Raw genomic sequence first — 13557 nt, 5'->3', positions numbered from 1 at the left:
AAAGAAGTAAGCAAGAAATTCGCCCGCTATCACTCACCCTTCGGGTACCCCGCGCTTCTCAAAATTCAATGGGATCGCTGCGGAACTCGCCTTCGGCTCAGACAGTCCTCGCTAACAGCATCCCATTGAATTTCTGCGATGCTCGGTGAGTTCAAAAGCGGGATCAAGAGCGGTGCCGCGTTCTGGTATTAAATAATAAGCAGTTCTTTTTAAGCACAAGACTCGCAGTTTACGCCAATGCCCTTCAGCACCGCAGCAAGTAACGGGGTAAACGGGAAAAACCGGTCTGACGTCGGATGTCTGACGCAAGAGCATTCGCTACCGCTCACTCGCATCTCGCGTTCGCGAGTATGCCCAGAAAATCAGGCATCGAGTGCCTGAAGTAACGGCGTCTTAGCCGATAAGCACCACTTCCTGGGAACTATTCCCAACTCCCAAGATCGATTAGTGCGCTAGCACAAATACTAAGCGCCACTAGGGGTGTTATTTTTGTCAAAAATCTCAAACAACTGGCTTGGCCTTATAGCGCCGCAACATAGCCGCGCCCCGAGCAGCCTCAGCGCTTTATCGATCATTGCAATGTTCACATTGCTACTCTCCTTGGTGGCTTGCTCTTCATTACCGATGGAAGAGGCAGCGGTCGAGGAGGAGGAAGTTGTACTCGTTGTAGAGGAAACCCCCGTTATCATCGAGTCTGGTCTAGCGTCTTATTATGGCGATAGGCACCACAACCAAAAAACCGCCAGCGGCGAGCGCTATCGGCACGAGCTAAAAACCGCAGCCCATAGAACCCTGCCTTTTGGCAGCCACGTTAAAGTCACAAACCCCAAAACCGGCCAAAGTGTGTTGGTGACCATTAACGACCGCGGCCCCTTTGCCCGAGGGCGGATTATTGACCTTTCAAAGTCGGCCTTTGCTGAGATTGGCAATACCGCGTCGGGCGTAATCAAGGTCGATATTCAAGTGATTGAGTAAGCCTATATTAGCCTTCCCCTCGCTAGGCAGCGGTAGTAAAAACGGCTTGGCTAGCGTCAATAACAACCGCCCCATGAATAATGCTAAACTTGCCAGCCGCAGCAGACCACCACAAGTAAAGTCCGGCTATGAACGATTCCCCATTAACGACCCTCAGTACCGGACGACCGCAGCCAATACCCTTATCGCTCTACATCCACATTCCTTGGTGCGTGCGCAAATGTCCCTATTGCGACTTTAACTCCCATGAGCAAAAAGGCGCGCTACCAGAGCAGGCCTACGTTGCCGCAATGCTGGAAGATTTTGAGCAAGACGTGGACTTCATCCAAGGCCGTGAGCTGCAAAGCATTTTTATTGGTGGCGGCACGCCGAGTCTATTCAGTGCGGCGGCCTACGAGACGTTGTTTCGCGGTTTACAGCAGCACCTAAAATTTGCCGACAACATCGAGATTACCCTAGAGGCCAATCCCGGCACTTTGGAACAGGGCCGGTTTGAGGGCTATCGCGGGGTGGGTATTAATCGCTTGTCGATAGGCGTGCAAAGCTTTGATCCCGTGCAGCTTCAAAAGCTGGGCCGCATTCACAATAGCGATGACGCGCTGCGCGCCATTAGCTGCGCCCAACAGGCGGGCTTTAGCAATTTTAATGTCGATTTGATGCACGGCCTTAATGAGCAAACACCGGGTGACGCGCTGCGCGATTTAAATACCGCCATTGCCGCTGGCGCGCCGCATATCAGTTGGTACCAGCTCACTATTGAAGCCAACACCGAATTTTACAAACGGCCACCGCTATTGCCGGTGGAAACTGAAATGCATCGTATCCAACATGCGGGGGGCGCGCTGCTAGCCGCAAACAACTTTGCCCGCTACGAAATTTCGGCCTTTGCCAAGCCTGGCCACCAGGCCCGCCACAATCTTAACTATTGGCAGTTTGGCGATTATCTGGCCATCGGCGCTGGCGCCCACGGTAAAATTAGCCGTGCCAATGGCGACATTCTGCGCTATCAAAAAACCCGTAAGCCAGAAGATTATTTGCTGCGCAAACCCTCGCGCAGCAGTAAAACCGAGCTGATCGCCGCAGTCGATTTGCCACTAGAATTTATGATGAACGCGCTGCGTCTGCAGCAGGGTTTTACTCGGCAGTTATTTAGTGAGCGCACGGGGCTGAATAGCCAAGCAATAGAGGCCACCCTGAGCAGATTAAAGCAGCAAGGTTTGCTCCACGAAGAAAACCTATTGATTTGCCCCACGCCCCGCGGCTTTGAGTTAGTCGACAGCATCCTCGCTGAATTTTTGCCCGATTAGACGCCTTTAGACATAGCAAACGGCGCCGCCATCAATACGAATATTCTGACCATTAATAAAGCCAGCGCGGTCGCTGCAAATAAACGCGACTAAATCGGCGACCTCTTGGCGCTCTGCAATGCGACCACAGGGGTTGGGATATTCGGTGGCAACGACGTGTTTAACAATGTCGTTCCAATCCTCGCCCCAGCCTTGTTTCGCGGCGCGGCGGCGAAAGCCCGCTTCTAGCTCTGCAGTGCGAATATAACCCGGCGAAACGGTATTAACGGTGATGCCGGTGTGACTCAATTCCTTGGTTAGGCTAACACTCATGGTCGCGAGCGCGCCTTTCGCCGCGTAGTAATGGGGCATAATGCTATTAGGTTGATGGCTGCCAATGGTGCCAAGTTGCACAATTCGCCCCCAGCCCTTGGCCTTCATCGCGGGCACCAAACCCTGTATTAAACGCGCCGCCGACAGCACATTTTTTTGGTACATATCCAGCCAGTCATTGGTGCCGCTCACCGCCCATTTGCCCGCTGTTGCGGTGCCGTAGTTATTCACCAAAATATCCACCTCACCGATCACCGCACGAGTCTGGGCCAATACCTGCTCGCAACCCGCCTCGGTGCTGATATCACCCCACACCCCTACCGCATTGGCCACGGTGGCCGCCGCCGCTTCGGCGCCGCCCCGTTCATTGCTGTGAAATACCACCCGCGCACCTTCTTTAGCTAAGGTAGTCGCAATACATTCACCGGTGCCGCGATTACTGCCGGTAACCAGGGCAATTTTATTATTAAGGTTTAAATCCACAACCAGCCGCCTTGTAAATTAACGTAATACCAACATAGTCGCACAGACACCGTCTGTGGCAAAATCAGTGGCTTAATGCCAATAACTATATCGAGGCCACCATGAATTTTTGCCCCCAATGCGCCAGCCCCATTGCCGAAATACTGATCGACAGCGAGATCCGCAAAGGCTGTTCCAGCATCGAATGCAGCTTTGTGCTGTGGAATAATCCCGTGCCGGTGGTCGCCATGATTGTAGAGGTCGAGGGCGGCGTGGTGATGGCGCACAATGTGGCGTGGCCTAAGAGTTTTTATTCTATTATCACAGGCTTTCTAGAGGCCGGCGAAGACCCAGCGCAATGCGCCCGCCGCGAGACAATGGAAGAGTTAAACCTCCACGCCATAGAAACCAAGCTCGTAGGAGTCTACCCCTTTGCCCAGCAAAATCAGGTGATTATTGCCTACCATGTGCGCGCAGCGGGTGAGATCAAACTCAACCACGAATTAGACGATTATAAGATTGTGCCCGCCCTAGAGATCAAACCTTGGCCAATGGGTACGGGATTGGCGATTAGTGAATGGCAGGATTCGCTGCGCTCAGCTTAAAATCCCCGCCGTTGCAGACCTAAGGTTATTTAGCCTTAGGTGTTGGTGTTTCTGACGAGGACCCATCCGGCTGAGACTGCTCTGCCGATTCCGCGTCTGGTTCCACATCCTCGCCGTCGTCATTACTGGTATCACGATCTCTGGCAATCTCATCCTTCGCCAGCTGGCGAGCGAGTTCTAGCTCCTCGGTCAGGGCGCTCAGCTCTGCTTTAAGAGCATCGCGATCGGGGGCCTCTTCGCCCTCGGCCACATCCACACTCAGGGAATCTTTTAGCTTTTTAATCTTGCTTTGCAGCTGTTCTACGGCACTGGCAACTTCTGCTTTATTGAACAAAATCTCTTCGGCATGGCCAGTTTTATCATCGTCGGGCTGGGCTTGGTGTCTACGCTTAGGAATAAACTTAAGCTCCGGCGGCAGTGGACGCTGATTCATAAAATTGGGCGACACAATTTCGATACCCGCCTCGTGCAGAGCATCCAGTATTTTGCCCCGCAGGCGCGAGCGCGCACTAACCAACAAACCCGCTTCCTTCAACCAGCCGCTGGCGCGATAATTAACTGAGAAATCGCCGAGGTTGCGAATTTGCACAAAGCCGTTTTCGAGCTCCGCGGCTTCAATAGCAATGAGCAGCGCGGCTTCAATGTCGCGACGATCTACGTCGTAACCCAGAGACACCTCGGCCGACACCACCGTGCCCGAGGCTCGCACGACGTTATAGGGCTCCTGAACCAATAGAAGATTGGGCACCGTCACTAGCTCGCTGGTTTCGTTCTGAAACTCCACGTGCAGCAAGCCGCGCTGCGACACCCGCCCCAGCTCATTGCGAAACTCAATATAGTCGCCAGCGCGAAAGCTATTGACCGTGCGCAACATAAAACCCGCCATTAAATTGCCCATCACCGAGGTTGATGACAGAGCAATCGCGGCGCTCATTAACAGCCCCACTAAACTCAATAGCTGGCCGCGCAGCTCGCCACTCATTGGTATTGTACTTATTGCCAACAACACGCCACTGAGACGAAAGGCCAGTCGCGTGCCCTGCTCGCGATAACGGGTATCGGCACCATGGTTTTTTTGCAGCGCAAACACCTTGCGCGTAAACAACCAGCTAGCAAACAGCAGCGCCATTACCACCGTAAACGGCCCCCACTGGCCCAACCAGTTCGGCGCCACGCTGTGAACCGCGCCTAGTGCGTCTTCCATTCAATTACCCTCTTTGCTGATACCAGTCTGCATCATACCCATAGCAAGGAATATAGCCACGAGTATAGACACCTGCGCGAGTGCTTGCCGGCACACTATTTACCGCATACGAAGGTGCCGCGCTCTGTGTTAAACTGCCGCCCAATAGCAATCGTTCAAAATACTACTCAGCGAACCGCGCGCGAGGAAAATTATGCCTATTTACCGTTCCAAGACTACTACCTCTGGCCGCAATATGGCGGGTGCCCGCGCACTGTGGCGCGCCACCGGCATGAAAGACGGCGATTTTGAAAAGCCAATTATTGCGGTGGTTAACTCCTTTACCCAATTTGTGCCCGGCCACGTCCACTTAAAGGACATGGGCCAATTGGTTGCCCGAGAAATTGAAGAAGCCGGCGGCGTCGCCAAAGAATTCAATACCATTGCCGTGGATGACGGCATTGCCATGGGCCACGACGGCATGCTTTACAGCTTGCCGAGCCGCGACATTATTGCCGACTCTGTGGAGTATATGGTCAACGCCCACTGCGCCGACGCCATGGTGTGTATTTCGAACTGCGACAAAATCACCCCTGGCATGCTCAACGCGGCGCTGCGTCTGAATATCCCAGTGATATTTGTGTCTGGCGGCCCTATGGAAGCTGGCAAAACCAAGCTGTCTGAAAACAAGCTCGATTTAGTCGATGCCATGGTAATCGCCGTGGACGACAGCGCCTCTGACGAGAAAGTTGCCGAATACGAGCGCTCGGCCTGCCCAACTTGTGGGTCCTGCTCCGGCATGTTCACCGCCAACTCAATGAACTGCCTAACCGAGGCGCTTGGCCTGTCACTGCCTGGCAATGGTTCTTTATTGGCAACCCATGCCGACCGTAAAAAACTGTTCTTAGAAGCCGGCCGCCGCATTGTTGAGATAACGCGCAAGCACTACGAAGAAGACGATTACAGCGTACTGCCCCGCAATATTGCTTCTTTCAGCGCCTTTAGCAATGCCATGGCGCTAGACATTGCCATGGGTGGCTCAACGAATACCATCTTGCATCTATTGGCCGCCGCGCAGGAAGCCGAACTCGACTTTACCTTGAAGGATATCGACGCACTGTCTCGGAGAGTGCCGCAGCTGTGCAAAGTTGCGCCCAATACTCCGCTCTACCATATGGAAGATGTACACCGCGCTGGCGGCGTGATGGCCATCCTCGGCGAGCTTGATCGCGCAGACTTGCTCGACACCAGCTTGCCGACCGTTCACGCCAGCACCATGGCCGCGGCCTTGGCGCAATGGGACATCATGACCACCGACAATGACGCGGTGAAGAACTTCTTTAAAGCTGGCCCAGCGGGCATTCCCACCCAAACCGCCTTTAGCCAAGACACGCGCTGGACATCACTGGACGCCGACCGCGAAAACGGCTGTATCCGCAATCTAGAGCACGCCTTCTCGCTAGAAGGCGGCTTGGCCGTACTCTATGGCAATATTGCAGTAGACGGCTGCGTGGTAAAAACCTCTGGCGTAGATGAAAGTATTCTGGTGTTTGAAGGCCCAGCCCATATCTGCGAGAGCCAAGAAGGCGCGGTAGACGATATCTTAAATGATCGCGTAAAGGCCGGTGATGTGGTTATTGTGCGCTACGAAGGCCCCAAGGGCGGCCCCGGTATGCAGGAAATGCTCTACCCCACCAGCTACATCAAATCTAAGGGCTTGGGCAAGGTGTGCGCACTACTCACCGACGGTCGCTTCTCGGGTGGCACTTCTGGCCTGTCTATCGGTCACGCTTCACCCGAAGCCGCCGCCGGTGGTGCAATTGGCTTGGTTGAGCAGGGCGATATTATCCGTATCGATATTCCCAATCGCGGCATAAACGTGCTGATAGACGAAGCTGAACTTAACAAACGTCGCAAAGCCATGGATGCCAAAGGCGCCGATGGCTGGAAGCCCGTTAAGGAACGGCCACGCAAAGTGTCTGCGGCACTAAAGGCTTACGCTAAGATGGTGACCAGTGCGGATAAAGGCGCGGTGCGGGATATTAGCCAGCTATAAGGCCTTAAGGCCTTTAAGCAAAAAATGGCATAAAAAAAGGGGCCCAAAAGGCCCCATAAGATTGCTGTTTTCCCTCACGCAACAGAGGTCATCAGCCGTCCCAATAAATCTTCGAGCCTATTTCTTGATGCTCTAGTCAATACTATACCCTAGGTTTGTCGCCAAAATGATAGGCAATTTCCCCTAGGGCCAGCCGAGCCGCCTTTTCATTTACGCTAGTCATCGCTTCAGTCAAAGAACGGTAAAGAAATCAGTGTAGGCCGTCATTTTAAACTTCGCCAAAAATTTAATTACACTTTTTTATCGCTACTTTCATGACGACGACCGCAGTGCCAACACAAGTCAAAACTTGCGCCATTGCTCTCATTGCAATGCGGACACGTCCAGTCGCAGCCACTGACGCCCGCCAATACCGCCAATAGTTGTTCGGCTTGCGCAACACTGCTGTCGGCAACCCACAGCTCTGGCCACACCTCGTTAAAGGCCAAGCCACCGCTCGCGCCACCCGCGTAAGTATTGCGCAACTCACTGCTCAGCCCCGCGTGCTCTAATATATTCGCCGCATTGGCAACCAAGCTTAGGTTCTGGTCGGTAAACACTTTCTTCACTGCTATTTCCACATTGTTCGATTTGCTAGGCTTCCGGCCTCAGCGGCCGCACATCCACATTCGCCAAACTTGGATCAAAGGCGTCGGTCAATAGGCAGTCGTATCGGCAATTATCGTAGGCGGCAATAGCATCTGCCTGCGCTTGATTTAAGCCCCCGCTGGCCACTGCGCTGGCCAACTTGTCGGCGGTAGATTCCCCCGCTAGACCGCCTTGTTTATCCAAGGAAAGAAAATGTTCGTAGTCTTTTTCCACCGCCACCAAGAGCTGGTAGGTGTAATGAATACGACCCTGCGCATCTTGGGGATCACTACTGAGATACACCTTGTCTGCCAAGAGATCCCGCACCGAACTCGGCTGCATAATTAACTCACCTAAAACCCTAATCTCGTCGTCTGACGAGGCCCACTGCGGCATTCCCCACGGGAAAAATGCGGCCTTTAATACTGCGCCCAAGCCCTTTATTGGCAGATTGCGGTAATACGCCGCAAGCGCCGTATTCATACTTCTAAAGCAGCGCTTCAGCGCGTATTCCGCGTGCAAGGCATTCGCCTCGTCGGGGGTTTGCGCATCGTGAAATTTGAGCAGCGCGCAGGCAATCACCAGCTGGCTGTGAACATCGCCCAGTCGCGCCGACAGCAATTCGCGACGTTTAAGATCGCCACCTAAGGTCAGCAAGGCAATATCTGCGCTGGCGGCAAATACGGCGCTATAGCGATTAATATGGCGATACCAGCGTTTGGATAATTCGCTATTGCCGCATTTCGGCTTAGTTAATAAACCGCCGCTAAGGCCGAGTAAAATACCACGGCTAAATACCTCGGCGGTGTGGCCAAGATGAGCCATTAGCAGGCCGTCAAATCGAGACAGCGCGCCATCGGTGTCGTCGTTCAACGCCGCGAGTTCATTGGCTAAATAGGGGTGACAGCGCATGGCGCCCTGACCAAAAATAATCATGGAACGGGTTAAAATATTGGCGCCTTCAACGGTAATGGCAATCGGCACAGTTTGGTAAACCAAGGCCATAAAATTGCGCGGCCCCATTTGAATACCGCGACCACCGAGAATATCCATGCTGTGGTTAACCACCCCGCGTAAACTTTCGGTAGCGTGGTATTTGGCCATGGCAGTCAGTACCGAGGGCGCGCCGTCATCCAGTGCGCGGGTAACTAAGGCGCGGTAGGCCTCGAGCATATACGCCGATGCCGCGATCTCGGCGCTGGCCTCTTGCACCCCTTCAAACTTACCAACCGCAATACCAAACTGACGGCGAATACGAGCAAATGCGCCCACCAGCAGATAGCTCATTTCGCCACCGGCTGTGGACAATGCCGGCAGCGACACCCCACGGCCAGCGCCCAAACATTCCACCAACATGCGCCAGCCTTGGCCGATATATTCTTGGCCGCCAATCAGCATGTCCATGGGAATAAACACATCGACCCCAGTAATTGGGCCGTTCATAAAGGCCGAACCTGGGTTGTGGCGGCGGCCAATCTCCACCCCCGCCAAGGTCGCGGGCACTAAGGCGCAGCTAATCCCGCGCTCGACCTCATCACCAATCAGGCCGTCGGGGTCACTGAGCCGAAACGCCAAACCGACCACGGTGGCGACCGGCGCCAAGGTGATCCAGCGTTTGGAGAAGTTTAATTTAACGCCAAGAACCCGCTTACCCTCGTAGTCTTGCTCGCAGACCACGCCAGTATCGGGAATAGCGCCCGCATCGGAGCCCGCTTCTGGGCTGGTCAAACCAAAACAAGGTAGCTCTTCACCCTTCGCCAGCCGGGGCAACCAAAAAGCTTTTTGCTCTTCGCTGCCGTATTTGAGCAGCAATTCACCAGGGCCCAATGAATTAGGCACCATCACGGTCACCGCCGCCACGGTTGAGCGACTGGCGATTTTACTCACCACTCGGCTCTGGGCGTAGGGACTAAACCCTAAGCCGCCATACGCAGGGGGAATAATCAGGCCCAGAAAGCCTTTGTCTTTAATGAATTGCCAAACTTCGGCGGGAAGGTCTTTGCTGTCGTGATGGATTTGCCACTCCGACAGCAGCGCGCACAAGTCATTGGTTTCGCCGTCGATAAAAGCGTGTTCTTTAGCACTGAGTTCCGACAGTTCGATCTCGTCAAATACCGACCAATCAGGACGCCCCGAAAACAATTCTTTCTCCCACCACGTGGTGCCGGCATCGAGGGCTTCGCGCTCGGTGTCGCTCATGGGCGGCATCATTTTTTTAAGCGCAGCCATCGCCGGTGCCGACAAAAACCGAATACGCAATGAATTAACGAGCAGCAAGGCCAAGCCGGCAAAGAGAATTAATAAACTCAGGGGATGAAGAAAAACGGGGCTAGTCAGCCCCGCTAACAACCACGCCAGCACCACAACCACCGCGCCATTGCGCAGCGACAGCCGCCGATAAAAAACAAACAGCAGTACTACAATAAAACCTAATACAGTAACTACGCTGGCCATAATACAATCTCCAAATTAAGTGGTGATGTTGTTAGCCTGCCAAGCTCAATATTGAATAAGCCGTACTTGCCCTACTCTTGCCCTACTCCGATGTTGCGCTAAATTCTGGCCCAGAACCAGACGGCAATCCCGAGACAATATGCAGATCCCGCTGAGGAAAGGGCACCACAATATTTGCTGCCACCAAGGCGCTATCTATCGCCCATAAAAATGCCGAGCGGGTGCCGCTCTGCTGGGCGGCGTACTCGGGTTTAACCCAAACTAGCAATTCGAAATCGAGGCTTGAATCGCCAAAACCTTTCATAATTACCGCTGGTGCGCGGCCCGGAAAATCCAATAAGGTCTGTGGCAACTCCCTAATCGCCTCTAGCACCACATCGCGCATGCGCTCTTTATTGGTACCGTAGGCCACTCCAAAGGGTATCCGCAAGCGGCAGTAATTATTGGTGTGGGTCCAGTTAGTCACCTTGCCGTTAACAAACTCAGAGTTGGGTACGATAACCTCGGCATTTTCCAAGGTGGTTATAATCGTTGCCCTAACGGTGATTTCGGTCACCACGCCAATCACGCCGCTTTCCAGCTGCACGTAATCGCCCACTTTCAGGGCGCGCTCAACCAGAATAATCAAACCCGACACAAAGTTACTAAAAATGGCCTGCAGGCCAAAGCCAATGCCCACCGACAAGGCCGAGGCCACCAGCGCCAGCTTGCTCAAATCAATGCCAATCACCGACAGCGCAACAAACACCCCTACGATCAAGACCACATAATGGATGAGGCGTTCAATGGTATAAAGCGTACTGCTTGAAAATGCGCTGCGGCGCTGGGCCACTGAGCGCAAGCTGCCCCGCAAGACCCGCGACCCCATCATCGCGATGCCCACCACCACGCAACCGGCCAGCAAGGTTCCCAAGGTCACTGGGTTTTTACCAAGACTGACTAAGGGATAAGTAAGATAATTACTAAGAGAAATGAAAAAACTTTCGATGGTAATGATGGCGGTCCTCAATGAACGGCCGTCGATGCGGCCTATATTATCTGTTTAATATAGGCCGCATCGACGAAAACAGCGAACTTTTTAGGGCTGCCAAGACAGGGTGACGCCGTAGGTCACCGGCATACCGGTATAGCGACCAATGGTGTCGAGCTGATTGGTAACATTATTATAGTAGTACTCGTCACTGAGGTTGCGGCTCCACAACATCAGCTGCCACGGACCTGCCGTTGGCGCAAAACCAATACGCGCGTTAAGCAGGCCATAATCGTCAATAAAGAAACGTTCATCCTGCTCAAGCGAGGCATTGGTCTCACCGCTATAGCTGTAATCAATACCCAATGACAACTCGTAGCGCTCAAATACTGGCAGCACGTAGTCCACCAGCAGGGTGTATTCCCAGCGCGGACTGTAATTGAAGGGCTTGCCGGTAAAATCGAATTCATCGCCGTTGCTGTCGCCGCTAATAAACTCCTTCACTTCGGTGTCTAAATAAGCCACCGCCAGAGATAAATACAGGCCTTCGACTGGCGTGTATTTCACATCCAACTCAGCGCCGCGCACGGTCGACTTAGGGGCGTTGCGCAAAATAGGCAGCGCGCCAAATACCGGATCGCGGAAGTTAGTCACCAGCTGCTTGTCTTTATAGCGGTAATCAAACACCGAGGCATTGAGCTGCATGGCTTTGTTGAGCAGGGTTAATTGCTGCCAATCTCCACTGCGTCGAGCTGCTCTTGGGTTACTGGCTCAAACTGTGCCGAATCTGAAATATTAATTACGGGAAAGCTACCCGACTTAAAACCACGGCTCAGCGCGGCAAAGGCCAGCATGTCTTCGGCAAAGCGCCAATCTAACGCCACGCGGCCAGCAACATTGTCTTCCTGCAGCTCACCAAAGTAACGCCCCGGACGACGGGTTTCATTGTCTAGGGTGAAACAACCGCCCCGCTCGGCAGTGCCTGGGGTAAAGCCAGCCAACGGTGATTGCAGCACGCTAATGCCACTAAAGGCCCCCGCCAAACCGACACCTTCGTCTTGAGCGCCCGGTGAATCTTGGTCGGCGCCCGGCTCGTCGCCCACATTCACGTCTTGGCCACAGCCATTAAACTTTCGCGACTCGTCGGTATAGCGCGCGCCGCCGCTCAAGGTCCAGTCGTCGGCCACTGCCCACTCGGTGTAAAAAAACACCGCTGCCACTTCAGCAAGCTGATTGCCACCAAAACCCGAGCGATTATCCAGCCCCGCCACACCATCCCCATTTGGTGCGTCAACGGGGAAAATAATACTGACTGTCTCGTGATGCAGGCGCTGAAATTCAGCCACATCATCTTCGCTGTAATTAACACCCAGCTGCCAGAACACGTCGGGGTGAGCATTGCCCGACAAGCGCCACTCTACATTGAAGTAATCGGTAGTCGCAAACACATTGCGCTCGGTGTTTACGGTGTCGACCCCAGACTGGGGAATAAAACTACCATCCGATTCAAAACGGCCTATTGATCCCAAAAATACCGCGTCTAGGTCTTCTGACAAGCTCCAGCCCACCCGCACGCCGGTCGAGTAAAAACTGTCATTTAAGCGAAACTCCATACCGGCATTTGGCCAGTCGGCGGCGCGGTTGTCTTGGGTGTTTTTGTCGTTAACAGGGTAATCGGCAACCTCGGGGTGCAAACCCGCCGCGCCCAAGATCGCGTTTTGTGACTCAATGGCAATAACCTGCAATGCCTGGGGCTCAGAGCGGTCGCGCCAACCGTCGAGGTGATAACTAACATCGACATTGTCGGCGGCCAACCACGTCATTGAAAAACGGGCGCTCTGCTTATCTACCTTGCCTAATGTCTCGTAACCAAACTGCTGGTATTCACCGCCAATATTGCGGCCAGTATTACCGTTATAGGCGTCGCTACTAGGGTGGCGAGTTCGGCTGCGCTGCCAGCCTTCACTGCTATTAATAGCGCGCAGGGCGAGGCGAGCGCTTACGGTTTCAGACAGCGGGCCACTAATAAAACCATTGGCCTCGCTAGTTTCATAGCTGCTAAAGCCGGCACTGCCGCCATAGCTAAAGTCATCGCTGGGCTTATTGGCTATATAATTTATGGCGCCACCGGTGGTGTTGCGGCCATAAAGTGTACCCTGCGGGCCTTTTAGCACCTCCACCCGCGCAAGATCCAAATTGCTGCCCTTGGTCATAATAGGAAAGGGCAAATTGAACTCGTCAATATACACGCCCACGGTAGCGCTGGCGGTTTGACTGTTTTTATTAAAACCTACCCCGCGCAGGGTGTAGATTGGGGTATTAAAACCACCGTCGGCATACGAAAAACCAGGTAGCAGCTTGCCAAGGTCTCGCGTGTCAGTCACTCCTAGCGCAACAAGATCTTCGCCGGTATAGGTAACAATGGCCAAGGGGATATCATTGGCGCCCTCTTCACGCTTTTGCGCCGTAACGAGGACCTCTTCGATGCTTAAGCCTCGGCGTGTTTGGGTGTTTTCTTGGGCGTTAAGGGCAGTCGCACAGACCACACTCAATAGTATTAAATTGAATTTTACAGGGGGGTTCACCTAAGTCTCGCTCTCGGCAGG

The 13557-nt window shown here is 53.6% G+C and carries 11 protein-coding genes; 4 read left to right on the top strand and 7 right to left on the bottom strand.

The features are described from left to right. Positions 1–489: 489 nt before the first annotated feature. Both P1U47_RS09515 and hemW read left to right on the top strand, forming a co-directional pair. Positions 490–975 (top strand): septal ring lytic transglycosylase RlpA family protein, encoded by a 486-nt coding sequence (locus tag P1U47_RS09515; protein ID WP_301028566.1) that lies wholly within the window; start codon positions 490–492, stop codon positions 973–975. Between the two features lie 128 nt (positions 976–1103). Then, positions 1104–2282, top strand: a complete 1179-nt coding sequence (gene hemW / locus P1U47_RS09510; protein ID WP_301028565.1) for a radical SAM family heme chaperone HemW — start codon at positions 1104–1106, stop codon at positions 2280–2282. Positions 2283–2288: 6 nt separating this feature from the next. Here hemW and P1U47_RS09505 read toward each other — a convergent pair whose 3' ends face one another. Next, a complete protein-coding gene (locus P1U47_RS09505) occupies positions 2289–3077 on the bottom strand; it encodes an SDR family oxidoreductase (RefSeq protein WP_301028564.1) in 789 nt (262 codons plus the stop codon). Positions 3078–3178: 101 nt separating this feature from the next. Between P1U47_RS09505 and P1U47_RS09500 the strand changes: the two genes are divergently transcribed. Next, entirely contained in the window at positions 3179–3661 is a 483-nt protein-coding gene (locus P1U47_RS09500; protein ID WP_301028563.1) for an NUDIX domain-containing protein, read from the top strand. 25 nt (positions 3662–3686) lie between these two features. Here P1U47_RS09500 and P1U47_RS09495 read toward each other — a convergent pair whose 3' ends face one another. Further along, positions 3687–4865 carry a mechanosensitive ion channel domain-containing protein gene (locus P1U47_RS09495; RefSeq protein ID WP_301028562.1) on the bottom strand — a complete coding sequence of 393 codons (1179 nt, stop codon included), beginning with the start codon at positions 4863–4865 and terminating at the stop codon, positions 3687–3689. A 193-nt stretch (positions 4866–5058) separates the two neighbouring features. Between P1U47_RS09495 and ilvD the strand changes: the two genes are divergently transcribed. After that, positions 5059–6900, top strand: a complete 1842-nt coding sequence (gene ilvD / locus P1U47_RS09490; protein ID WP_301028561.1) for a dihydroxy-acid dehydratase — start codon at positions 5059–5061, stop codon at positions 6898–6900. Positions 6901–7190: 290 nt separating this feature from the next. Here the strand turns inward: ilvD and P1U47_RS09485 are convergent, their stop codons facing one another. The 5 genes from P1U47_RS09485 to P1U47_RS09465 form a co-directional block, all read right to left on the bottom strand. Beyond that, on the bottom strand, positions 7191–7508 hold the full coding sequence (locus P1U47_RS09485) for a DUF2007 domain-containing protein (protein ID WP_301028559.1): 318 nt from the start codon (positions 7506–7508) through the stop codon (positions 7191–7193). 25 nt (positions 7509–7533) lie between these two features. Continuing rightward, positions 7534–9981 carry an acyl-CoA dehydrogenase gene (locus P1U47_RS09480; protein ID WP_301028557.1) on the bottom strand — a complete coding sequence of 816 codons (2448 nt, stop codon included), beginning with the start codon at positions 9979–9981 and terminating at the stop codon, positions 7534–7536. A gap of 82 nt (positions 9982–10063) precedes the next feature. Beyond that, positions 10064–10900, bottom strand: a complete 837-nt coding sequence (locus tag P1U47_RS09475) for a mechanosensitive ion channel domain-containing protein (RefSeq protein ID WP_301028556.1) — start codon at positions 10898–10900, stop codon at positions 10064–10066. A 159-nt stretch (positions 10901–11059) separates the two neighbouring features. Beyond that, complete coding sequence (locus tag P1U47_RS09470) at positions 11060–11656, bottom strand: TonB-dependent receptor (protein WP_301028555.1); 597 nt, start codon at positions 11654–11656, stop codon at positions 11060–11062. 17 nt (positions 11657–11673) lie between these two features. Next, positions 11674–13536 (bottom strand): TonB-dependent receptor, encoded by a 1863-nt coding sequence (locus P1U47_RS09465; protein ID WP_301028554.1) that lies wholly within the window; start codon positions 13534–13536, stop codon positions 11674–11676. Positions 13537–13557 lie beyond the last annotated feature (21 nt).

It is taken from the genome of Zhongshania sp. (genome assembly GCF_029212375.1).
Classification (GTDB): Bacteria; Pseudomonadota; Gammaproteobacteria; order Pseudomonadales; family Spongiibacteraceae; genus Spongiibacter.
Note: the sequence above shows the minus strand (reverse complement) of the source record. Positions and strands in the feature narration are given on the sequence as shown.